This is a genomic window from Sodalis sp. RH15 (assembly GCF_047324255.1).
GTDB lineage: Bacteria > Pseudomonadota > Gammaproteobacteria > Enterobacterales > Enterobacteriaceae > Acerihabitans > Acerihabitans ligni.
The window spans coordinates 5,477,366-5,500,074 of sequence record NZ_CP178738.1 but is presented as its reverse complement, the minus strand read 5'-3'; the positions used below and the strand labels follow the sequence as shown (position 1 = coordinate 5,500,074).

17 protein-coding genes are annotated in these 22,709 nt (G+C 56.6%); 8 read left to right on the top strand and 9 right to left on the bottom strand.

What is annotated here, in order from left to right; translation table 11 throughout:
* The 4 genes from ACL2XO_RS24970 to ACL2XO_RS24955 all read left to right on the top strand — a co-directional run bounded on the left by ACL2XO_RS24970 (position 1) and on the right by ACL2XO_RS24955 (position 4,188).
* A complete protein-coding gene (locus ACL2XO_RS24970; protein ID WP_132925154.1) occupies positions 1-735 on the top strand; it encodes an ABC transporter permease in 735 nt (244 codons plus the stop codon).
* A complete protein-coding gene (locus ACL2XO_RS24965; RefSeq protein WP_132925156.1) occupies positions 732-1,508 on the top strand; it encodes an ABC transporter ATP-binding protein in 777 nt (258 codons plus the stop codon). Before ACL2XO_RS24970 ends, ACL2XO_RS24965 begins: the two co-directional genes overlap by 4 nt.
* A gap of 25 nt (positions 1,509-1,533) precedes the next feature.
* Positions 1,534-3,069 carry an HAL/PAL/TAL family ammonia-lyase gene (locus tag ACL2XO_RS24960; protein WP_413741779.1) on the top strand — a complete coding sequence of 512 codons (1,536 nt, stop codon included), beginning with the start codon at positions 1,534-1,536 and terminating at the stop codon, positions 3,067-3,069.
* Positions 3,070-3,219: 150 nt separating this feature from the next.
* On the top strand, positions 3,220-4,188 hold the full coding sequence (locus ACL2XO_RS24955; RefSeq protein WP_413725789.1) for an MBL fold metallo-hydrolase: 969 nt from the start codon (positions 3,220-3,222) through the stop codon (positions 4,186-4,188).
* Positions 4,189-4,197: 9 nt separating this feature from the next.
* Here ACL2XO_RS24955 and ACL2XO_RS24950 read toward each other — a convergent pair whose 3' ends face one another.
* Positions 4,198-4,695, bottom strand: coding sequence for a thiol-disulfide oxidoreductase DCC family protein (locus tag ACL2XO_RS24950; RefSeq protein WP_203520803.1), 498 nt, complete (start codon positions 4,693-4,695; stop codon positions 4,198-4,200).
* 405 nt (positions 4,696-5,100) lie between these two features.
* On the opposite strand from ACL2XO_RS24950, the gene ACL2XO_RS24945 reads away from it, so the two are divergent.
* Both ACL2XO_RS24945 and ACL2XO_RS24940 read left to right on the top strand, forming a co-directional pair.
* Positions 5,101-9,465 carry a hypothetical protein gene (locus ACL2XO_RS24945; protein WP_413741778.1) on the top strand — a complete coding sequence of 1,455 codons (4,365 nt, stop codon included), beginning with the start codon at positions 5,101-5,103 and terminating at the stop codon, positions 9,463-9,465.
* A gap of 95 nt (positions 9,466-9,560) precedes the next feature.
* Positions 9,561-10,625, top strand: a complete 1,065-nt coding sequence (locus ACL2XO_RS24940) for an NAD(P)-dependent alcohol dehydrogenase (RefSeq protein WP_413741777.1) — start codon at positions 9,561-9,563, stop codon at positions 10,623-10,625.
* 56 nt (positions 10,626-10,681) lie between these two features.
* On the opposite strand, the gene ACL2XO_RS24935 is transcribed toward ACL2XO_RS24940, so the two are convergent.
* The 6 genes from ACL2XO_RS24935 to ACL2XO_RS24910 form a co-directional block, all read right to left on the bottom strand.
* The gene (locus ACL2XO_RS24935; protein ID WP_413741776.1) at positions 10,682-12,190 is read right to left on the bottom strand and encodes an efflux transporter outer membrane subunit; all 1,509 of its coding nucleotides are present in this window, start codon (positions 12,188-12,190) and stop codon (positions 10,682-10,684) included.
* A 2-nt stretch (positions 12,191-12,192) separates the two neighbouring features.
* Positions 12,193-13,107, bottom strand: a complete 915-nt coding sequence (locus tag ACL2XO_RS24930) for an HlyD family secretion protein (RefSeq protein WP_207917953.1) — start codon at positions 13,105-13,107, stop codon at positions 12,193-12,195.
* A 21-nt stretch (positions 13,108-13,128) separates the two neighbouring features.
* Entirely contained in the window at positions 13,129-13,338 is a 210-nt protein-coding gene (locus tag ACL2XO_RS24925; RefSeq protein ID WP_132925178.1) for a DUF1656 domain-containing protein, read from the bottom strand.
* Entirely contained in the window at positions 13,335-15,425 is a 2,091-nt protein-coding gene (locus tag ACL2XO_RS24920; protein ID WP_413741775.1) for an FUSC family protein, read from the bottom strand. Before ACL2XO_RS24920 ends, ACL2XO_RS24925 begins: the two co-directional genes overlap by 4 nt.
* Positions 15,426-15,437: 12 nt before the next feature.
* Positions 15,438-15,929 carry a MarR family winged helix-turn-helix transcriptional regulator gene (locus ACL2XO_RS24915; RefSeq protein WP_413741774.1) on the bottom strand — a complete coding sequence of 164 codons (492 nt, stop codon included), beginning with the start codon at positions 15,927-15,929 and terminating at the stop codon, positions 15,438-15,440.
* A 166-nt stretch (positions 15,930-16,095) separates the two neighbouring features.
* A complete protein-coding gene (locus tag ACL2XO_RS24910) occupies positions 16,096-16,752 on the bottom strand; it encodes a TetR/AcrR family transcriptional regulator (RefSeq protein WP_413725782.1) in 657 nt (218 codons plus the stop codon).
* A gap of 210 nt (positions 16,753-16,962) precedes the next feature.
* Between ACL2XO_RS24910 and ACL2XO_RS24905 the strand changes: the two genes are divergently transcribed.
* Together ACL2XO_RS24905 and ACL2XO_RS24900 are read left to right on the top strand one after the other, a co-directional pair.
* On the top strand, positions 16,963-17,751 hold the full coding sequence (locus ACL2XO_RS24905; RefSeq protein ID WP_132925186.1) for a 3-ketoacyl-ACP reductase: 789 nt from the start codon (positions 16,963-16,965) through the stop codon (positions 17,749-17,751).
* Positions 17,752-17,834: 83 nt separating this feature from the next.
* A complete protein-coding gene (locus tag ACL2XO_RS24900) occupies positions 17,835-18,668 on the top strand; it encodes a sugar phosphate isomerase/epimerase family protein (RefSeq protein ID WP_413741773.1) in 834 nt (277 codons plus the stop codon).
* 150 nt (positions 18,669-18,818) lie between these two features.
* Here ACL2XO_RS24900 and yicI read toward each other — a convergent pair whose 3' ends face one another.
* The gene (gene yicI / locus ACL2XO_RS24895; protein ID WP_413741772.1) at positions 18,819-21,146 is read right to left on the bottom strand and encodes an alpha-xylosidase; all 2,328 of its coding nucleotides are present in this window, start codon (positions 21,144-21,146) and stop codon (positions 18,819-18,821) included.
* A gap of 66 nt (positions 21,147-21,212) precedes the next feature.
* Positions 21,213-22,565 (bottom strand): glycoside-pentoside-hexuronide (GPH):cation symporter, encoded by a 1,353-nt coding sequence (locus ACL2XO_RS24890; RefSeq protein WP_132927976.1) that lies wholly within the window; start codon positions 22,563-22,565, stop codon positions 21,213-21,215.
* Positions 22,566-22,709 lie beyond the last annotated feature (144 nt).

The following is a 22,709-nucleotide window of genomic DNA, read 5'->3' as shown; positions in this document are numbered from 1 at the left end:
ATGATTGATATTGCCTTTCTCAGCGATACCATGCTCAAGCTTCTGGCGGCGCTGCCCACTACGCTTGGGCTGTTTATCTGCTCATTTATCCTCGGCGGCCTGCTGTCGCTGGTGATAGTGACGCTGCGCGTCAGCCGTTATCCGGTGCTGAGCTATTTTGCCCGCGGCTATATGATGGTGTTTCGCGGCTCGCCGCTGTTGATCCAGATGTTCCTGCTTTATTACGGGCTGGGGCAGTTCTCCCTGGTACGTGAAAGCCTGTTCTGGCCGGTATTGCGCTCCCCTTATTCCTGTGCGGTGCTGGCGCTGGCGTTGTGCACCGCCGGCTATACCGCCGAGATTATCCGCGGCGGCCTGCTGTCCATTCCCCACGGGCAAATTGAAGCCGGATTGGCCAACGGCATGTCGCGCTGGGTGCTGGTGCGTCGGATTATCGGCCCCATTGCCCTGCGCTATGCGCTGCCGGCCTACTCCACCGAAGCGATTTTGCTGGTGAAGTCCACCGCGCTGGCCAGTTTGGTTACCGTCTGGGACGTCACCGGCGTCGCGCAGCAGATTATCCAGCGTACCTATAGGACGATGGAGGTATTTGTCTGTGCCGCGGTGATTTATCTGCTGCTGAACTTCATCCTGGTGCGCTTGTTCGCCGCCTGGGAAAAACGGCTGTCCCATCATTTACGTCCTCGCCCCGCGTTGGCCGACAACAGTGACACCCTGCTTAGGGAGAGAGAATGAACAAACCCGCCCCCATTACCCTGTCGATGATTGATATCCGTAAATCTTTCGGCGATCAGCAGGTGCTGAAAGGCATTTCGCTGGATGCCCGGCAAGGAGAAGTTATTTCCATACTGGGCGCCAGCGGCTCAGGTAAAAGCACCTTTCTGCGCTGCATCAATTTGCTGGAGATACCCGACGAAGGCACGGTAGCCATCGGCGGCGAAACCATCCGGATGAAGCGCCACCCGTCGGGTCGGCAGTTTCCCGCCGACCGGCGCCAGATTGACAGCATCCGCGCCCGGCTGGGCATGGTGTTCCAAAGCTTCAATCTTTGGTCGCATATGACCGCCATGCAAAACGTGATGGAAGGCCCGCTGCACGTATTGAAAAAATCCCGCAAAGAGTGCCTGGAGCAGGCCGAACGTCTGCTGGCGAAAGTGGGACTGTACGACCGGCGGGAGTATTACCCGTCGCAGCTGTCCGGGGGGCAGCAGCAGCGCGTCGCCATTGCCCGGGCGCTGGCGATGGATCCGGAAGTGATGCTGTTTGACGAGCCCACCTCGGCCCTGGATCCCGAACTGGTGGGGGAGGTGCTGAAAGTGATGCGCGCCCTGGCGGAAGAGGGCAGGACCATGCTGGTGGTCACCCATGAAATGGGCTTTGCCCGCGGCGTATCGAACCGGGTGGTGTTTATGCATCAGGGGTATATCGAGGCGCAGGGCACGCCTGAGGCGCTGTTTACCCACCATGAATCCGAGCGCTTCCGGCAATTTATCTCCAGCCATCATTAGCGGGCGTGGGGCAACAGGAGTTTTCATGTCATCAACCAAAACAATCGTTTATGGAGACGGGCCGCTAAGCTGGCGCGATCTCACCGCCGTGGCCCGCGGCGGTGCGGCGCTGGCGTTGTCGGAGACCGCCTGGGGACGTATCGATAACGCCCGCGCCATCGTCCATCGAGTAGTGGCGTCCGGCGAACGCGCCTACGGGATCAATACCGGTCTGGGCGCGTTATGCAATGTGGCGCTGCGGGAGGACCAACTGGCCGCGCTGTCCCGCAATACCTTGATGAGCCACGCCTGCGGCGTCGGTCCGGCGCTGCGAAGCGAACAGGCACGCGCCATTATCTGCGCCGCCATCGCCAACTACAGCCAGGGTAAGTCCGGCATCGGGCGCGACGTGGTGGCGGGGCTGTTGGATCTGCTCAATCACCATATTACCCCCCTGGTGCCGTCCCAGGGTTCGGTGGGGTATTTGACCCATATGGCCCATATCGGCCTGGGGCTGATGGGCATAGGTGAAGTGGATTATGACGGCCAGCGCTGCTCCGCCGCCGAAGCGCTGGCGGCGGCGGGGGTTACGCCGCCGGAGCTCGGGGCGAAGGACGGCCTGTGCCTGGTGAACGGCACGCCTTGTATGACCGGCCTGAGCAGCCTGGCGCTGGATGATATGGTGCGTCTGGCGGATTGGGCCGATGTTATCGGCGCCATGAGCTTCGAGGCCCTGCGGGGGCAGGCCAATGCCTTCGATGCGGAAATCCTGGCCTTAAAACCCCACCCCGGCATGCAGAAAGTGGGCGGGCATCTGCGTCTTATGATTCGGCACAGTAAAAATATTGCTGAAAGCGCCAACCTGCGCACCCAGGATGCGCTCAGCCTGCGCTCAATACCACAAATTCACGGCGCCTGCCGGGATCAGATAGACCATGCCGCGCGGCATATCGGCATCGAGCTGAATTCCGCCACCGATAACCCGCTGGTGCTTGGCACGCCGGATCAATTTCGCGTGGTATCCCAGGCCAATCCTCACGGTGAATCGGTGGCGATGGCCGCCGATTTGCTGGCGGTGGCGGTGGCTGAATTGAGCGGCGTGGCGGAACGGCGTATCGATCGGCTGGTGAATCCGCTGGTGAGCGGTTTGCCGCCGTTCCTGGTCAGTGAGCCCGGCGTGAATTCCGGCATGATGATAACGCAATACGTCGCGGCCGCCCTGACGGGTGAGAACCGCCAACTGGCGCAGCCGGCGGTGGTGGATAATTTCGTGACCTCCGGCTTGCAGGAGGATCATCTGAGCATGGGCACCGGCGCGGCGCTGAAGCTGGATCGCGCTTTGCAAAATCTTGCGCAGATACTCTCTATAGAATACCTTCTGGCGGCGCAGGCGTTGGAATTTATCGGGCCGGAAAAGTGCGGCGACGGCACGGTCCGCGCCTGGTCGCTGCTGCGCGAGCAGGTCGCGCCCTATACGGCGGATCGCTGGCTGGCGCCGGATATCGGTACCGCGGCTCGGCTGATAACCGGTCAAAATCTCTTGGCGAGACTGCTGGCGGAAGAAAGCGCCGCGGAGGTCTGATCCGGGCGATAAAGGGGGTGCGGTTCAGGAAACTATTGATTAGACTGCTGACATACAGGTTCATCCCGACCGGTCATTGTGTCAATAAGTCCGTAAGCAAGCGACATTTCCTGATTGTCATCCGATCCACGACTTCGCCGGAGAAAAGAAATGACGATAAAAAGCCTTACCCGCGCCGCTGTCCTCATGGCTGCCGTTGTGCTGGCCCCCGATGCCGACACAGCCTCCATACCGCTGGTGAAAAACCAGGCGCCGGGCTATTTCAAAATCATGGTGGGCGGCGCCCAGGTTACCGCCCTGTATGACGGCAGTTCGACATTTCCCTTAACCTTATTCAAAAATGCAGCCCCCGAAACGCTGCAACGAGAGGTGGCCGCCGTGGACGGCGACGCTCCCAAAGTAGTGAACGGCTCGGTTAACAGCTTTCTCATTAATACCGGCGACCACCTGATCCTCATCGACAGCGGCGGCGGCAAGCTGTTGGGACCGGGGTTCGGCCAGGCCATGGCCAATCTGAAAGCCGCCGGCTACCGACCGGAGCAGGTGGATATGATTTTGCTGACCCATATGCACCGCGATCATATCGGCGGGCTGGTGACCGACAACGGACAGCCGGCGTTTCCCAATGCCGCGGTATGGGCGTCGAAACCGGAAGTGGATTACTGGCTTTCCCAGGCCAATCTCGACGGTGCGCCCAGCGATCAGCAGGCCGCCTTCCAGCGCGCCAGGGATATCCTTGCGCCCTATGAGACGGCGGGCAGACTGCACAGTTTCAGCTACGATAAAGACCTGCTGCCCGGCCTGAAAGCAGTGGCGTTGCCAGGCCATACGCCGGGCCACAGCGGGTTTATGCTGGAGCGAAACGGTCAGAGCATATTGTTCTGGGGGGATATCGTCCACTACTCGGCGCTGCAGTTTGCCCATCCCGAACTGGGTATCGGCTTTGATTCCAATAGCGCCCTGGCGATTAAAACCCGGCAGGCGCTGCTAAAACAGGTGGTCCGTCAAAAAACCCTGATTGCCGGCGCCCACATCACCTTCCCCGGCATCGGTTATCTGCGCGCCGACGGCAGCCAGGGCTACCGCTGGACGCCGGTGGGCTTCGGCGAGGTGCGCTGAAAGGGAAATTTATTGCCGCCCGCCGTCCAGGTAGCGACGTCCCTGTCCGTCATCCGGCGGCAGGGTGCCGGCAGGCAGTTTACCGAACCAGCGATAGCGGTTGCGGGCGACATGGTTATACATTCCGTCGCGCAGTTTCCGGGGTAAAAACCGCAAGATTCGCAGTGCGCGCCACGGCCAGCCAAGCTGGATCAACGCCTCGAAAAAAGCGTCTGAGCGAATGGAAACCTGGCCGTCGGCAATGTAGGCGATAGTATTAAAGTTTTCATCGGACAATCCCGACCAACGTAACAGGTCCTTTCCCGGCTTTGATTGCACCGTCGCGAGATGGATCTTTTTTCTCCAGTCGGCGCGGATAAGCGTTTGCACCAATCGCCGGCACAGGACGCATTCGCCATCGAATAACAGCACCCGTTCACCCGCCAGCAGATGCGGTGGCGGCGTGAGGCGTTCATTACGGATTAGATAAAGCGGCGGCACGGTAGATTTGCGTTTGGCATTTTGCATATAACCACCCTCCTCAAGACCTATTTACCTGTCGCCAATAAAATCACCCGAAGTGGCAGGTGGGGTACCTTTTTGAATATAAAGTATTTTCAGCATAATCTATCTTAACGAAAATGTAGGGATCGGGGTCACATTGTTAATAGCCGGCCAAAAATCATTTTGAACGGAGGCGAGCTGACCAAAAAACATAACTAAATGTGCTTTTATTTACGGATTATATAAGCTGTTGAGCTTAAATCAGCTTTCGAATTACGGCTGGTAAATGAATATTTATTTTAGGCTGCTCTGTATTATTTAATAAAACAACTGCTTTTGTGTAAAATCTGCATTCTTGGTTCGCCTTGATTGTGTGCATCCCAGTAAATTTATCAGTCTAAGTCTATATATTATTCATCGGAGTTGCCTATGCCAATATCTCAACAGTTATATAGAAATCATGTCGGTAATTATCATGCTACTATTAATAAAAAAAGCATCAATCAGGTTGCTCAGCAAAACATGCTGTACGATCTGTCAAAAAACCCTGGAGACGCAGCCAAAAGGGCGAGAGCGTTATTGATACTGCAATCAATATTAATGATTTCCAATATTTCACTGACGACCGGCGAGGCCTTGGTCCGATCGCAAGCGGTCAAGACCGCGAATACCCGTAACCTGGCTGGCCTGGCTAAAACGCGGTATTCCTTGTTGCCGTCAGCCTACAGCGATGTCGGCGCTATTACCGCCGATCATCATTCATCATTTTTTCAGCGTGCAGGCCGGCGCAATCGCGGCGCTGCTACGGGTAAATCCACAGGTATTTACGCTTCAACACGATTGGTCAAGCCGAATTCCACCCTGGCATTGTCAGCTGAATCCGTATCAGACATCGAATCTCCAACCTCCGGCAGGACGAAACGGGGCAAAAAATACCAGGAAGATCGGAAAAAAAATCCAGTGTTCCAACTGACCAAAAAGAGTATACGATTTCTGGAAAAATATTTTAAGGAAAATATCAAAAATGACGTTGAAAGCATTATTGACAAAACAATTCTTTATATTATTAGCTGTCCCGATGGGTTAGAGTCTCTTTCATCTTTTTTGGTGAAAGATTCAGGAGAGTATGGCGCCCATGAGAATGAAAAATTAAGCCTCGAGCAACAATACGGCATCACAAGACACTGGCTTAGTCAGCTGTTATTCAAATATAGCCTCGGCGAATTTATCGGCCGGGTTATCGCTCAGACCGTGTTGAATAATGGTTGCAGCGGTCGGCAGCCGGTAAAATTGTCAAACGACATTCTTTTTTCATATATTTTAGGCAAAATTGGTATGTCCAAGGAGGGGGCGGCGGAGCGTATTGAAGAAGTATATTCGTTTGATAAAACCGCCCAAAACTATCTTATCCATGAAGTTCTTTTTATGGAGTTGCCTTGTTTGGCGTTAAGACATGAAGATATGGATAATCACAATCTCCATGCAGGCACCGTGGACTGGGGATTTTTGCATGTCGGTCTGCTTATTGCCCGACGTACGGAAAAAGATATCAGCCAAATTTCTATCGATGAACTGATTCAACTTGGTCGTTCTTTAGAAGATATGTTGCGGGAAGGGGTGATTGAAGCGGAACTTGTGAGTCTGTTTTTACTCCCCGCCAAGCTTTTGTATATCAAGCAACAGGCCGAGCAGAGCGGGGAACTGTCGATGGAAAAAATTTTCCGCTCCGTGGAAGGGAATGAAATGGCTCTAGAGGCCTTTTTTGCCGCCAGTGAACGGCAAAAGGTGGAAGAAAGTCCCTTTAACCAATTCAGCCAGGCTCTTGGAAATTTTCGTACCCGTACCCAGATAAGAGAAATGCTATCAACGTCGGACGTCATGGTGGACAATAACCGGACGGCCCTGAATGAAAAGGCCGTCGGCCCCCTTTGCCAGGGCGGACTGCGTCCCTCCGTTCTTGAAAATGCCGATGCCGACCTGCTGTTCAAGGAACAGAATGAAAACATCGCGGCAAAATTTGCAGTGGTGGATATGTTGATGGTCGCATTAGCCTTTGAACAGCTGCCGCGGGATGAAGTTGACTTTTTGCGAACGGCGACAATTTATAAGGCATCAGCGGATTTTTCGGCGTTTGATGAGATTCGGTATCAAATAGCGGTACGGGTTTTACCCCGGCGCGCCCACACCGTCCCTTTATCGCTTAATGTCGATTTGTTTGCCGCTTCCCAATATGGAAATAAAAGAATTTATGCATTGCAATATATGGGCGAAAGGTATGAATTGAATCGTGTAGATTATGATGAAAAATTATATTATGAATTGATGGCTGACAGCATACAGGTTCGTCGGAATAAAGAATATAAATTGCGAGTCTACGATAACAATGAACGAGAGCTTTTGAAAAGCGCGGCGGAGCCGCTTGAACAATTGGCCGGCCGGCTTATACAAAAACATCGGAATAATTTCCTTCATCAGCTACATGAGCAGGGATATGAAGAAACGACCGGTGAAAAGGCGCAAAGATTCCTATTATCGTTGATTCCCTTTTATAACTGCATCAGCGGCATTGTTAATCAAGAAAATGATGCGCCTATTTCCTGCGCCTTGGACATGATTCTGTTGGTACCGATGGCCGGGCAGGGCTTGGGACTGGCCTCCCGTTTTGCCCAGCAAGGTTTCAAGGGGGGAATAATGGCATATCGGTCCGCCATGGGCTCCCTTGTGGCTCGCGAAACGCTAAGGACCGCCATACGCCAGGCTAGCAGGGAATTTGTTCGCCACGGGGTGGTTACGGCAGCCGGGGAACTGAATAAAAAAGCATTTATCCAATTGGGAGTGACGTTGCTCAGAAGCGTTGATCCCGGCGTGGAATCGGCGGGCATAATCGGTACCCATGCACTTCGCCAGATGACTGCGGCGGGCCGCCTGCTAAAAGAAATAATTCCGGCCTGGAAAAAAGTGCTGCCTGATTTGGAGGCGGTATTATTGCATCAACGTGAACCCCTGATTTCCGCTAAGTATATTGAAACCGGCCGCCTGCCGGGGATAGATAAGGATGTGCAGGTGAAAAAACTGCAGGGGGCAAAATATAAGCGGCAGCCGGTTTATGCACAAGTCGACCTCGTCACGGGCAATGTTTTTGGCAAGAAATATACGCGTGATTCCATGGGGATGTTGCATACGGTGCCCAAACCCATGGCGCAGCGCCTGAAAAATATCCTTGAGTCGGGGTTAAGCGGCCGGGGCGCCGGCCGTGCCGCCTCGCGGATGGCCGTCCAGCGCAGAAGGGGAAGACCGCCCTTGCAAAAATCGCCTCCCGTAAAGATAGATCACATACTGCGCTGGGTGGAAAATGCACATAGCCTCAGTCCGCTGGGAAGGCAAGAATTTTTAACTCACTTTGGGTTAAGCGAAAATGTCTGGTCGGATTATGTCAGTCCGGCGGGAGAGTTGACCGGGGCGGCGCAAAATGTGATGAGGGCGGCGGGAATGTATGAATATAACTTGTTGTTTACCTTATCATCTGAACTGCAACGTGAAATCATTCAAAAACTGGATATCGGTCCTGTACAAAATTTGCTTCGCGCTTTCCCTCCCCATGTAAACGAACCCATTCGGGCCGCCAGTTTAAGAGCGTTTGCGGCAGAAAGATTGGCATCGTTACAACAACGATATGCTCGTGCGTGGGGCCCATGGCTGGCTCAATCCTTGCCGGCGGAAAAGAGGTGGCTGGCATGGGAAAGGCTGAACATCTATTTCGACGGGCCAAACCCTCAGCTTATCCTGAGAGACCTTTTTCTATCCGATTTGCCCGCGATTTTACCAGATGATGTTATCAATCTTGATCTCAGCGGCAACCGCCTGTCTGGTGTGACGCAGCCATTATCGGACAATATACTGAGCCTGGATATCAGTACCAATTTCTTTTCCCAGCTACCGATCCCTATTCCTGCCAGGCTGTCTATGCTGGATGCCAGTCATAATTTTCTTACTCAAATCCCCTCGTCTTTATCTCAGCGGCTGGTTTTTCTTGATTTAAGCCATAATATGCTGACTTCACTGCCGGTTCTGCCGGACTGTTTGTCTTTTCTGGACGTCAGCAATAACAATTTATATCAGCTGCCGCGGCCGCTGCCGAAATCGCTCACCCGTTTATCCGCCAATAATAATCAGTTGAGGGCGCTGCCGGATCTGCCGGATGGGATGTCGTGGCTGGAGGTTCGCAACAACCAGCTGCTGAGCCTGCCGGTCGAGCTGCCGCCTAAAATGACCTTTTTGGACATTGCAAGCAATCATTTTGTCTCTTTGCCGCCCATGTTGCCAACAAGATTGAAAACCCTTGATATTACCGGTAATCGAATAGTGGAGTTGCCTTTTTTACTTCCGCCGCGTTTAGAAAAATTATATGCCTCGAAAAATTTATTAACCTTTTTTCCTCCCTATTTGCCTCCGAAATTAAGTAAATTATACGCATCAGGAAATTTGCTGGTTTCATCACCGCCCTATTTACCGCCAGGCTTGAAAGTATTAGTTTTAAATCATAACCTTATCGAAGTGGTGTTGCCAAATTTGCCTCACGGATTAAAGACCCTTCAGCTCACTAATAATTTTGTTTCAACGCTGCCGGAAGCGTTGCCCGGCGCACTGCAAATCCTCTTCATAAACCGCAATCCCATCGCCCGGTTACCCGGAAGCTTTCCCCCATCGATGAAGGAAATTGATGCCAGTGATACCAATATACCGGGCCGGCCGGCCAACTTGCCGGTAGGCGTTAATTTTATCCAGAATCCCTAGGTAAAACGGACTATTATTAACTCTTTCGGCATAACGTTTCCCGCCATTTAGCGGCAAGCGTATGAGATTATGTCAGCAAAAATGTGGAGAAAAACATGTCCTTTAAAATTTTGGGTTATGCGGCGCAAACCGCGAGTTCCGCGCTGGCAACGTATTCCATCGACCGGCGCGATCCCCGGCAGGATGATGTCGTTATCGATATCCTCTACTGCGGCGTTTGTCATTCCGATCTCCATCAGGCCCGCAATGACTGGGGCTTTAGTGTTTTCCCGGTGGTGCCGGGACACGAGATCATCGGCAAAGTGGTGAGCGTCGGCGCCGGCGTGAAAAAATTCAAGGTCGGCGACACTGTGGGGGTAGGGTGTCTGGTGGACTCCTGCCGGCATTGCAGCTCTTGTGAACAGGGGCTGGAGCAGTACTGTAAAGAAGTGGCGACCCAAACCTATAATGATAAGGATCGCCATGACGGCACGCCGACCTACGGCGGCTATTCGGAAAAGATCGTCGTGTCTGAAGATTTCGTTCTGCGGATACCGGACAATCTGGATGCCAAATCGGCAGCGCCTCTTCTGTGCGCCGGTATCACCACCTATTCGCCGTTGCGTCATTGGGATGTGAAAAAAGGCAGTAAAGTCGCGGTTGTCGGCCTCGGCGGCTTGGGCCATATGGCGCTTAAGCTGGCGAAGGGCATGGGAGCGGAGGTGACTTTGTTCACCCGTTCACCGGGTAAGGAAGACGAAGCCCGCCGGCTGGGTGCTGATGGGGTGGTATTGTCTACTAACCCGGATCAAATGAAGGATGTGGCGGATCATTTTGATCTGATTATCGATACCGTGCCCTATGAGCATGATGTGAATCCCTATCTCTCGACTTTGAATCTCGACGGGACCTTGGTGCTGGTGGGATTAGTGGGGGCGCTGAATCCCGCGGTCAGCACCGTGCCGCTTATCATGGGCCGCAAGTCGGTGGCCGGATCGTTGATCGGCGGTCTGCCGGAGACTCAGGAAATGCTGGATTTTTGCGCTGAAAAAGGCATTACCTGCGATGTGGAAGTGATTGATATTCAATATATCAACCAAGCTTATGAACGGATGCTGAAGAGCGACGTGAAATACCGGTTTGTGATTGATATGGCGTCGCTGAAAAAAGAAGCGGCATAACGGACGGAACACACTCTCCTTTTAACGGGCTCGTTGCACGATCGGCGATGGCGGGCCTACCTTTGTTTTGGCGCGCCGGCGGCGGGGGTATCTTGCCAGCCTCCCCCCAGCGCCAGGAACAGCAACACCTGATCGTCCACCAGTTGGCCTGATGATTGCGCCAGGGCGGCATCGCTGGCGGCCATACCCCGTTCGGCGTCCAGTACATCCAGATAACCTATTTTGCCGCTGGCATAGAGCATGCGGGTTTTTTCCGCCACCTGTCGGGTTTCACCTGCGGCCGCCAGCAGGGCCTGATGCCGGTCCAGCTCGCGGGCGTAATTGTTCAGCGCCGTTTCAACTTCCCCCACCGCCGTCAGGACGGAACCGTCAAAGCGCGCCAGATCTCCCTGTACTCCGGCCTGTGCCTGGGCGATGCGCGCCTGAACCGCGCCGGTGTTGGGCAGGGTCCACGAAATCAGCGGGCCTAGACTCCAGCCGTAGGTGTCGCCTCCGCCGATATCTTTCATATAGCCGGCGGAGCTGCCGGCCAACCCCAAGGTGATTTTCGGGTAAAGATCGGCCATCGCCACGCCGACCCGGGCGGTAGCCGCGGCCAGACGGCGTTCGTTCTGGCGGATATCCGGACGGCGGCGCAATAATGCCGCGCCGTCTCCCACCGGGATAAGCCGCGTCAGCTGCGGCGGCGAAACGCAATTCGCCACATCCCGGGGGAAATCCTGCGCCAAGGCGCCGGTGAGCGTAGCCAGCCGGAACAGGGCATTCTGCTGTCTAGCCTGTAGCGGCGGTAACGCCGCTTGCAACTGCTGCAATTGCGCCCTGGCCCGCAGGGTATCCAGCTCGCCGGTGCGTCCGGCCTGGAGCAGGCGATCGGTCAAGGTCACCGATTGCTGTTGCAGGTCGATGGAGCGGCGGGCGGTCTGGAGCTGTAAACCGGTGGCGCATACTTCGGCGTAAGCGCGGGCGGTATTGGCGGCCACGTTGATTTTTACCAGATCCAGGGCGGCCCGAGCCGCCTGGCTGTCGGCATCGGCCGCTTCGATGGCCCGTTGTATCTGCCCGAATAAATCCACCTGATAGGAGAGATTCAAGCCGCTGTCATAGTTCCAGGTATTGGGCGGGACATAATCCGGCGCCAGCAGCGCGACGCCGGATGGGTGGCCGAAGCTGGGTTCGGCATTGGCCGACAGGGCAGGGTTGCGGGCGCTGCCGGCTTCTTTTAACAGTGCAAGCTCGCGTTCCAGGTCGGCCTGTGCAATACGTAAATCGGTATTATGCGCCAGCGCCTGGCGCACCAGGCTGTCCAGACGGTCATCCCGGTACAGCCGCCACCAATGATCCGGCAGCGGTTGCGCATCGGCCGTAGCGGACTGGGAATTGTCCCCCGCGTTCAGCAGGGGCTGGCTGCCGGCGCGATGAAGCAGCGGCGATGCGGGCGGACGGTAGTCCGGCCCGACCGGGAGCATGGCGCAGGCGGACAATCCGGCCAGCGCCAAGGGTAAGAAGGCTCTTTTTAATAACGCGCCCGCTTGGCGGGCCGAGAGCTGGCAGGCGAAATCCGGCATGCTTATTGTCCCTGCCGGATAAACGTCAGGCCGCCGATGCCGCCGGCGTTAGGGGCGGTGACTTCCACGGTGACGGTTTGGCCCGCCACCAGGCGCTGGCGGGCGATATCCGAAGCATTGATTTTCACCCGGACCGGCACCCGCTGCGCCAGACGTACCCAGTTAAAGGTAGGGTTGACGCTGGGCAGCAGATTGTCGCCGGTAAGCCGGTCGCGTTCGGCGATGCCCGCCGCGATGCTTTGCACGGTGCCGGTGAAGGGGCCGTGGCCGCCCATGGGAATGACCCGCACCGGATCGCCGATATGAATGCGCGGCAGCTTGGTCTCTTCAAAATAGCCTTCCACATACATCGAACCAACGTCTACCAGGGCCAGAACCGGTTTGCCGGTGGTGGCGTAACTGCCCTGCCGCAGGTCGAGATTGGTGACAATACCGTCCACGGGGGATCGGACCTGGGCGCGCTGCAGGTTCAGCTTAGCGCTATCCAGCGCCACTTCGGCCTGGGCCAGGGCGTTTTGCGCCTGCTCCAGGCGGGTTTGTGTCCGTTCGCGCTCCTCCAGAGGCACCAGCGTGCCCAATTGGGCGTTGCGTTTGTCTTCGCGCTGGGCCTGGGCGATGGCGATGCGCTGCGAGTCGAGGGCCACCTGCGCCTGCCGCACCGCCAGTTCGTAACGGCTGTGATCCACCTCGAACAGCAGCGAACCGGCGGTTACCCGCTGATTATCCTGAATCGCCACGTCGGTTACCAGACCGGAAACATCCGGCGCAATGACCACTACATTGGCCCGTACCCGTCCATCTCGGGTCCAGGGCGCCAGTTCGTAATGATCCCAGAGTTTCAACACTGCCCAGATGGCCGCCAGGGTGACCAGCAAGGTGATGAATACCCGAATGAATTGGCGTGTGCGTAAAGTCATTAATTCAGATTTCATCGCAAATTATCGCTGAACAAAAAAAGTAACATGAGTCATCCCGTAGAGCAGAAGAAAATAGACGGCGATATCGAACAGCGCCGGATGCCAGACCCAGCGATAGAAGCCGACGATAAACAGCAGGCGCCGTACCAGCCAGAATACCGCCAGCGTGGCCAGCGACAGCAGCATTAACCAGGGGATATAGAGGCCGTAGAAACTGGCTTCGCCAATCATGCCGTTTCTCCCGCGGCGAGCAGTTTGACGGGAGCGTCGGGGAACAGGTTATGGCGCAGCCCCACCAGCGCGGTGATGGCGGTGCGCCAGTGCGCGGATTTTTCCGGCATCCTTAGGATTTCCGTCAAGGCGCCGTCAATGGCGGCCAGTAAGGTCCCCGCGGGCTGGTTTTCGGCGGTGCGGAAAAGGGCGGCCAATTGGGCCAGCAGGGCGGGAAAACCGATGGAGGGAAAAGCTCTGCGCGCCTGCTGAAGGGCGATGACATTGGTGCCCAGACGAAGATCCCGCAGGGTTTCGCGGGCGATAATATTATTGCGGGTGACTTCCCCTTGGGCGATACGGGTCACCAATAACCCGATACGGTCCACCATGCGGACGGCGAAAATCTGCAGCTGATGCGTGCGGTTTCCGCTGGACATGACCACCAGATCTCGGCGGATGGCCTTGCGGATGCGCCTGGCGCTCCAGTCGGCTCCCACTGAACGGAATAACTGGGTCACTCGAGCCGCCACAAAGGTGCCGAACAGTTGTGCCGTGGTGCTATTGATAAAGGTAATAACATCCGCGTGGTCGGTGTCATGGGACGAGAGTGTGCCGGCCACGCCGAACAGCAGCGGCAGGGCGACCATCAGCAGGGCCGGCCGGGCGCTATAGCAGCCCAGGACAATAAACAGCGGCGCGCAAACCAGCACCAGCATGCCGAAGTCCTGCACCATGGGCAGCAGCACCAGGATATAAATGGCCGAGAGAGGCGCTGACCAAAAGGTGTATTTCAGGAAATTGTTAATGGCGGGCACCGGGTCGTCCATCACCGCGAAAAAGCTGCAAAAGACGGCCGCCATCATGGCGGCCGTCGCCCCGGAATCCCAGCCGAGCATAATCCAGAACAGACAGCAGAAACCGATGGCGATAAACGCCGCCAGAGACGACAGCAGCGCCATGCCGAGATCGCGATGGAGCACCCGGTTACCGATGGCGGCGATACGGCGGCGGGGCATCACCCCGTGGCGCATCCCCTGGGTAATATCCTGGCGCAATATCATGCAGGCCTGCCATTTCAACACCAGTTCTTCCAGATAGCTTGCCAGGGAAATCCGCAGCGCCCGCGACCACGGCGTCTGCCCTGAGCCGGACTCCAGCCTCTGTATGGCATCCCTTAATTGCAGACGCTGGTCGTTAAACTCCGCCGCGGTGAGAGATTCGGCCAGGTCAACGCGGTCGGTCAGCGGGTCATGCTCCGTCAGCCATTGGCTGATGCGGTTAATCACCGCCACGACATCCGGGCTGAAGCCCTCTTCGGCCTTGTACAGCGCCTTAAGCCGGTCTTCCACCGCCGAAAGCGTGGGGATCAGTTCCGCCACCCGGTCCTGCATGGCGCGAACCGCCCCCGCAGTCCAGGTGAGGTTTCCCGTATCGTAGGGAATATGGGTGGCCAGCAGGCGCAGTTGGGTAATATCCACCGACAGCCGCAGGCGGGACGCGGATATAGCGTCATAGTCTTCCTTGGGAACCGGTGCCCCGGTGGAGAAGATATCCTTCAGCCAGCGTCGGGTATCGGTCAGGGTTTTATCCAGCAGGCCCATCACGCTGTTGGTCAAGCCGGCGGGCAGCACCACGCTGTGCAGCAGGGTAGCGCACAGGATGCCCAGGCTGATTTCCTCCACGCGGGTCACGGCGGTGTTGAAAATCAGATCAGGCGTTTGTACCGTGGGAAAACCGATTAACGCCGCGGTATAACCGGCCAGCATAAACGTATAGGAGCGGGGGGTCCTGTCCATCAGGGACACAAACAGGCAGACACTGACCCACAGCGCCATCGCCAGGGATAACAGCACCGGAGCATTGGATAGCGTCGGGATCAGAAACACCGTCGCGGTGCTGCCGATAAAGGTGCCGCACAGGCGATAGACCGCTTTTGAGCGCACCATGCCCGCCAGCGGCTGGCTTACGACATAGACCGTCAATAATGACCAAAAACTGTTGGGCAGCCCGGCGCGGCTGGCCAGATATAACGCCAGCATGGCAGCGGTAAAACTTTTGAGGGAATAGATGATCTCGGCGCGAGAGAACAGCTTAATCGTCGGCATGGTCATCGTCATTCAGGGCGTATCTGTCATGTTCTCGGCATCGATGGAAGAGGAACCATTGATACCCAATCGTTTCTCAAGCACACAAAATGTCCGCAAACAGGCCTGGACGTCTTCGTCGGATACCCCATCGAACAATTCGGCGCGCAGCTCGTTGAGCAGGTCTTCGATCCGGGTCCGAATGGCGTTGCCCGCAGGCGTCAGGCACAGAATTTTGGCGCGTTTGTCTACCTTATCCTCCTGGCGCAGGACCAGATCGGCATCCACCAGCTGATTCAGCGAGCGCACCAGCGAGGGCCCTTCGATACCCAACTCTTCCGACAGGCCGCCGGGGCGAATGCCTTCCGGATGGCGGCCAATCAGCACCAGCGGCCAGGCCATGGCGGTTGACAGGCCCAGCGGCGCCACCACTTTGTCGGCCTTGGCCCGATATGCCCGCTGCAATAATCCCAGGGCGACGGTGAGGGTCATTAATGCCTGTTCGCGATTTTTTGGCAAGGTCATGATTATGCGTAGCATATAATTAGGTAGTTTGCTAACTATATGGCGAGGGGCAAGGGGAGTCAATACCTCATATAGGAGTATGTCCCTGCCAAAGCACCAGCCCTTGATTCTGGTAACCCCTGTTTCCGCGCACTAAGCGCGCCAACGCTAACCGGCCAAGGGATTATCAAGCCTGCGCCAGGCTAATGGGTCTTAGCCAGCAGCGGACAGTATCCTTCATCACCGCCAGGCGATCTTCCAGGGCCTGCGCGGCGGTCAGGTCCCGTTGATAGACCAGGGACAGGGTGGCGCTGTTGATCAGGTAAAAGAAGCCCAGCGCCGAAATGTTGATATTCAGCTGCATGGCGTCTATATCGTCTCGAAGGGTTCCTTCGCTGCGGCCGCGCGCCAGGAGGTTTTTGGCGATAGCCAGCCAGCTGGCGTTGATGTGCAGCACGTCGGCGGAGTGGTTGAGATGACGGGCCTGCATCTGGTTTTCGCTGTTGAGCAGACGGATGAATTCCGGATGGGCCAGGTAATAGCGCCAGGTAAATTCCACCAGCGCCATTACCGCTTGATCCGCCGGTAAATGATCCAGCGCCAGGGCGGCTTCCTGCTGCCGGATATCGCGGTAGGCGTCCTCCAGCACCCGCGTAAACAGACGGTCTTTGTTTTCAAAGTAGTGATAGAGCAGTTGCTTATTGACCTGTGCGGCGGCGGCGATTTTTTCCACACGGGCGCCGTCGAAACCCTTCTGGGCAAACTCTTCGCGGGCCGCCGCCAGAATGCGGCTTTGGGTCAGGGCGGGATCGCGTTTGCGTTTGCTGCCGATGTCAGCCGACATGTTATTTCCTCACTGAATGATGCGTAACGATGGATTGCTATCGGCACTCTATGCCATGGGTTGCCGCCGATATTGCGCTCGCGCCTGGTCCTTAGTCAACCGCCCGGTTGATTATGCGAAGTGGATCATCTTTTTAACGGTCCCGTAACGTTATACTTCGCTAATCAACCATCCGGTTGATTAGGCGTTCAATTTACGGAGGTAAAAAAGATGAACCATGCCGGTCCACCGGTCGCCTTTATCACCGGGTCTACCCGGGGGATAGGGAAAAGCTGCGCCGTCGCCCTGGCGCGGGCCGGTTTTAACGTGGCGATAAATGGCCGCGATAACGAGGAGGGACGACAACGACAGCAGGCGTTGGTGGCCGAACTGCAACAATACGGCATTGATGCCTTGGCCTGCGCCGGCGATGTCGCCGACCTGAATAGTCAGCAGTCCATGATTGACGCCATTGTCCATCGCTGGGGTCGCCTGGATTGTCTGGTGAATAACGCCGGTACCGCCGCGCTGCGGCGTGGGGATTTGCTGGACGTCACCCTGGAAAGTTATGATCATTGCCAGAACATCAACAGCCGGGCCATGTTTTTTCTGTGCCAAAAGGCCGCCAGGCAGATGCTCTCTCAGGGAGGGCTGAACGCGGCCTATCGCTGCATTATCAATATTACCTCCTGTAGCGCCCACATCCTTTCCATCTCCCGCGGGGAATACTGCGTCTCCAAGGCGGCGGCCAGTATGGTGACCCAACTGTTCGCATTACGCCTGGCGGACGAGGGTATCGGCGTCTATGAAATCCGCCCGGGCATTATTGAAACCGACATGACCCAAGGGGTTAAACCCAAGTACGATCAATTGATTGCCGACGGTCTGGTGCCGATGCGGCGCTGGGGACAGCCTGAGGATATCTCCAGGGTCATCCAGTCCATCGCCGCCGGGCAATTGCCGTTTACCGTCGGCCAGGTAATCGATGTGGACGGCGGCCTGGGCAAACCGCATTTCTAGCCCGGCGCGAATATACCGGTACGCTATCAACCAGCTCCGCGATCGTGAACGATCGCGTTGAACGTTAAGCAAGGAAATATCCTATGAATGAGCCGGACGGCCAATTGCTCTCCATCAACACCGCCACCCTGCGCCGGCAGTGGCGCCTGGATCAGATTATCGACGGCTGCGCCCGGCACGGCATCCGCGGCATCTCCCCCTGGCGGGATCAGGTTCAGGCCCTGGGGCTCAATGAGGCCGGACGGCGGATCCGCTCTCACCAGCTAAAGGTGACCGGCTATTGTCGCGGCGGCATGTTCCCCGGCAACACCGCCGAAGAGCGCCGTCTGGCGTTGGATGACAACCGGCGGGCGGTTGACGAGGCCCTGGAACTGAATGCCTCCTGCCTGGTGCTGGTGGTGGGGGGCTTGCCGGGTTCATCCAAAGATCTTCCCGGCGCCCGTTTGCAGGTAATGGACGGACTGGCGGAACTGCTGGAGTATGCCCGGCCGGCGGGCATGCCCCTGGCCATCGAGCCCTTGCACCCCATGTATGCCGCCGATCGGGCCTGCGTCAACACCCTTGAGCAGGCCAATGACCTGTGCGACGAACTGGGAGACGAAGGGCTCGGTCTGGCGGTGGATGTGTACCATACTTGGTGGGATCCGAAACTGTTCGGGCAGATTGAACGGGCCGGTAAAAAGCGATTGCTGGCCTTCCATATCTGCGATTGGCTGGTGCCGACCCGGGATATGCTGGAGGATCGCGGCATGATGGGGGACGGCGTCATCGATATCCGCCGCATGCGCCGGGCGGTGGAGGCCCAGGGCTACCGGGGCTTTCATGAGGTGGAAATATTTTCCGAAAAAAACTGGTGGCGGCGGGACCCGGATGAGGTGCTGGAAACCTGTAAAGAGAGACACCGCCGGCACTGCTGATGGGATTCGGACTATGGCGGTGATAACCGGCACAGGTTCCCTGTGCCTTCGCAGACTGCTGACAAACATGCCCGGAGTCAATCTGGCAGCCTGTCCCGACCGGACACGTTGTCAACAAGCTCCTTTAGTTTATCGGCTGCCGGCTTGCGTTCATTCCGCCAGCCGGATCGTCAGCTGCTCGGCGCCCTGGTCCGGAGTAATGATTATGCCCTGGGCGTCGTCCGCGACCAGGCCGCCGCTTACCGACGCAATGCGGTGTATATTGCGCAGGCACAGGGTCCAACCACGGGCTTCCCCTTCGGCCCGCAGAGAAATATCCTGCCCACGACGCTCCGCCACCAGGGTGAAACGCGTTTTAGCCGAGCAGGAAGAAAGCCGGCACACCGCCTGCCGGCCGTCCCCGAGGGCAAACAGGTGAAACGCCGGCTCAACGGTATAATCATAATCCGGCTTTTGATCGTTTTGCCCCAGCGGCAGCAGGGTATTCTCCCGTACATAGAGCGGCAGGCTGAGAAAATCATGGCGCTCTTTACGCCAGCCGCCGACGGCCTCCTTATTGCTGAACAGATGGGTCCAGCGGCCCGGCGGCAGGTAAACATCAACCTCGCCATGCTCGCTGAATACCGGCGCCACCAGCAGGGCATCCCCCAGCATATATTGACGATCGAGATAATCGCAGCCGGGATCGTCGGGAAATTCCAGCATCATGGCGCGCATCATCGGCGTACCGGCGGCGGCGGCCTGGATCGCCGCCTGGTAGATATAAGGCATCAAGCGGCATTTCCACTGGGTAAAATGCCGCAGCACGTCGCAGGCCTCCTCGTCGTATACCCAGGGGACGCGGTAGGATTTGCTGCCGTGCAGCCGGCTATGGCTGGACAGCAGGCCAAAGGCGCACCAGCGTTTATAGACGTGGGCGGGAGCGGTATTTTCAAACCCGCCGATATCATGGCTCCAAAAACCAAAGCCGGACATGCCAAGGGAGAGACCGCCGCGCAGGCTTTCCGCCATGGATTCATAATTGGCATAACAGTCGCCGCCCCAGTGCACCGGGAACTGCTGCGCCCCAACCGAAGCCGAACGGGCAAACAGCACCGCATCCTCCCGTCCGCGGCTTTCCTGTAAGAGCTGAAAAACCACTTTATTGTATAAATAAGCGTAATGATTATGCATTTTCTGCGGATCGGCGCCGTTAAACCAGGCCACTTCGGTGGGAATGCGTTCGCCGAAGTCGGTCTTGAAACAGTCGACCCCCATCTCCAGCAGTTTTCGCAAGTGGCCGGTATACCAGGCGCAGGCCGACGGGTTGGTAAAATCCACGATGCCTTGGCCCGGCTGCCAGCGATCCCATTGCCAGACCCGTCCGTCGGGACGTTTGAGCAAATATCCCTGCTCCATGCCCTGCTTGAACAGCGGCGATTTCTGTCCGATATAGGGATTGATCCATAAACAGATCTTGAGTCCTCTCCCTTTGAGTCGTCGCAGCATGCCCTCCGGGTCGGGAAAGACTTCCGGGTCCCAGGTAAAATCGCACCACTGAAACGCCTTCATCCAAAAACAGTCGAAATGAAACACATGCAGCGGCAGGCGCCTTTCCGCCATGCCGTCGATAAAACGGTTCACCGTTTTTTCGTCATAGTCGGTGGTAAAGGAGGTGGTGAGCCACAGGCCGAAAGACCAGGCCGGCGGCAGGGCAGGCCTGCCTGTAAGGCGGGTGTAGCCGTCCAGCACCTGTTTGGGCGTCGGACCGTCGATCACCAGGTATTCCAGATACTCGCCTTCGACGCTGAACTGTACTTTGGACACTTTTTCCGAAGCCACTTCGAAAGAGACGCACTCCGGATGATTTACCAGCACGCCATAGCCACGGTTGGTGAGATAAAAAGGAATATTTTTGTAGGATTGTTCGGTGCTGGTACCGCCGTCCCGATTCCAGGTCTCAATGGCCTGGCCGTTTTTTACCAGCGCCCCGAAGCGTTCGCCGAGGCCGTACACCGTTTCCCCCACGCTTAAATCCAAGCGTTCGAAGACGTAATTTTTGCCCTTATGCTCGTCCTGGACATAGCCGCCGGACCGGGCGCCGCTGCCGGTGATGCGCCGGCCGTCATGGAGAAAGTCCAGGGCCCAGTTTTCTCCTTTGCTCACCCGTACCGACAGGTCGCCGCTGCTTAAAGAGGCATATTCCGCGTTATCTTCGATGCGGGTTAGGGTGGAGTCATCCTTGTTTAACGGATAACAGGGTATTTGGGCGGGAAGCCCCTGGAAATGTTCAATGCGCACGCCGATAACGCCGGTTTGCGGCGAGAAAAAATGCAGGGTAAGCAGAGGGATATCCAATTGGTCCCCCCGCGAGCTGACGTCCCGGGGCGCGGCGAATACCACCAGATCCCGGCCTTGCCGCCGGACTTCGAATACCCGCAGCGGATGTGTCAGCTGCAAACCGGGCTGTATCAGCCAGTTGCCATCGCTTATTTTCATCTTATCGCCTTAAAACGTTATAAATGATTCAACCTGATTAAGCCTGTTTCAACGCGGCCGCCGCGGTTATTTGCGTCCTATGCCCAGGGATAACTCGTCTAGAATACGGTTCATCATCGGGGTGCGCAGGGTATAAAAACGCTGGGCCACTATGGCGCTCAGCAGGTAACAGATACCCGGCGCCAGGGTGAACAGGGCTATCACGCTCGCCAGCGTCCCGCTGTTCTGGGTGGCGGCTCCCGCTTGATAACCCGCGCCGGCCAGCACCCAGCCAATCACCGCGCCCCCCAGGGCCAGCCCCAGCTTAAGGACAAACAGCGTGCCGGCGAAGCTGATGCCGGTGAGCCGTTTACCGTTGGTCCATTCGCCGTAATCCACGGTATCCGACATCATCACCCATTGGATCGGGGTGACCATCTGGTGCAGCACGCCGATGATAAAGATAAAGCAGAACATGGCGATATTTGCCCCTATCGGCACCATAAACATGGCAAAGCTCAATACCGCCAGCGCGGCGTTGGTCCACCAGAATACCGCCACTTTGCAATACCGGTCGGTGACCGGTTTCGCCAGGGCGCTGCCGATCAGGTTGCCCACCGAATAGGTGCCGAGGAACAGGGCGAAAATCGCCGGACGGCCGAGGATATAGGTGACGTAATACATCATGGCGCCGCCCCGCACCGATACCGCCAGGATATTGAGGATGGTCAGGATGCCGACGATACGCCATTGATCGTTATGGATAATATCCCGCAGGTCTTCGCGCATGGTGCCCTGCAGGGCGGTGCGATCGCTGATTCGCTCCCGGGTGGTGGCGAAACACAGCGCCAGCATGATAATCGCCACCACCGAAAGAATGGCGATACCGCCCTGGAATCCACGGGCCTGGTTCGTGCCCCCCACCAGTTTCACCAGCGGCATCATCAGTACCGTGCTTAGCATGCCGCCGGCGGTGGCCAGTACGAAACGATAGGACTGCAGCGAGATACGCTGGGTCGGATCGTTGGTGATGACCCCTCCCAGGGCGCAATAAGGAATATTCACCACCGTGTACAGCAGCGTCAGCAGGGTGTAGGTCACCGAGGCATAGATCATTTTACCGGTCAGGCCGAGATCGGGAGTGCTATAGGTAATGACGCAAACGATCCCGAAGGGTATCGCCCCGAACAGCACATAAGGGCGGAATTTGCCCCACCGGGTACGGGTACGGTCGGCCGCCAGCCCCATAAGCGGGTCGGAAACGGCGTCCAGCGCCCGGGCGAACAGAAACATCGTGCCGGCGAAGCCCGCCGGGATACCGAAAATATCGGTATAAAAAAACATCAGATACAGCATGACGTTATCAAATACGATATGGCTGGCGGCATCCCCCAGCCCATAACCGATCTTTTCTTTTACAGAGAGTATTGAATGAGAAATTAAGGAATCTGCCATCGTTTTTATCCTCAACGACTGTCGCGGTTGGAAAGACAAAAAGCTTAGATGGCTAATAAGTTAGGGGGTTACAAATCTTCATGCCATTACGATATTTCATAATGTAATTATGTTTGTTGTTTTATGTGA

Bases quoted from the DNA above. Each gene is read 5' to 3' on its own strand.
- ACL2XO_RS24970 (WP_132925154.1), top strand. From the start codon at position 1: ATGATTGATATTGCCTTTCTCAGCGATACCATGCTCAAGCTTCTGGCG.
- ACL2XO_RS24965 (WP_132925156.1), top strand. From the start codon at position 732: ATGAACAAACCCGCCCCCATTACCCTGTCGATGATTGATATCCGTAAA.
- ACL2XO_RS24960 (WP_413741779.1), top strand. From the start codon at position 1,534: ATGTCATCAACCAAAACAATCGTTTATGGAGACGGGCCGCTAAGCTGG.
- ACL2XO_RS24955 (WP_413725789.1), top strand. From the start codon at position 3,220: ATGACGATAAAAAGCCTTACCCGCGCCGCTGTCCTCATGGCTGCCGTT.
- ACL2XO_RS24950 (WP_203520803.1), bottom strand. From the start codon at position 4,695: ATGCAAAATGCCAAACGCAAATCTACCGTGCCGCCGCTTTATCTAATC.
- ACL2XO_RS24945 (WP_413741778.1), top strand. From the start codon at position 5,101: ATGCCAATATCTCAACAGTTATATAGAAATCATGTCGGTAATTATCAT.
- ACL2XO_RS24940 (WP_413741777.1), top strand. From the start codon at position 9,561: ATGTCCTTTAAAATTTTGGGTTATGCGGCGCAAACCGCGAGTTCCGCG.
- ACL2XO_RS24935 (WP_413741776.1), bottom strand. From the start codon at position 12,190: ATGCCGGATTTCGCCTGCCAGCTCTCGGCCCGCCAAGCGGGCGCGTTA.
- ACL2XO_RS24930 (WP_207917953.1), bottom strand. From the start codon at position 13,107: ATGACTTTACGCACACGCCAATTCATTCGGGTATTCATCACCTTGCTG.
- ACL2XO_RS24925 (WP_132925178.1), bottom strand. From the start codon at position 13,338: ATGATTGGCGAAGCCAGTTTCTACGGCCTCTATATCCCCTGGTTAATG.
- ACL2XO_RS24920 (WP_413741775.1), bottom strand. From the start codon at position 15,425: ATGCCGACGATTAAGCTGTTCTCTCGCGCCGAGATCATCTATTCCCTC.
- ACL2XO_RS24915 (WP_413741774.1), bottom strand. From the start codon at position 15,929: ATGACCTTGCCAAAAAATCGCGAACAGGCATTAATGACCCTCACCGTC.
- ACL2XO_RS24910 (WP_413725782.1), bottom strand. From the start codon at position 16,752: ATGTCGGCTGACATCGGCAGCAAACGCAAACGCGATCCCGCCCTGACC.
- ACL2XO_RS24905 (WP_132925186.1), top strand. From the start codon at position 16,963: ATGAACCATGCCGGTCCACCGGTCGCCTTTATCACCGGGTCTACCCGG.
- ACL2XO_RS24900 (WP_413741773.1), top strand. From the start codon at position 17,835: ATGAATGAGCCGGACGGCCAATTGCTCTCCATCAACACCGCCACCCTG.
- yicI (WP_413741772.1), bottom strand. From the start codon at position 21,146: ATGAAAATAAGCGATGGCAACTGGCTGATACAGCCCGGTTTGCAGCTG.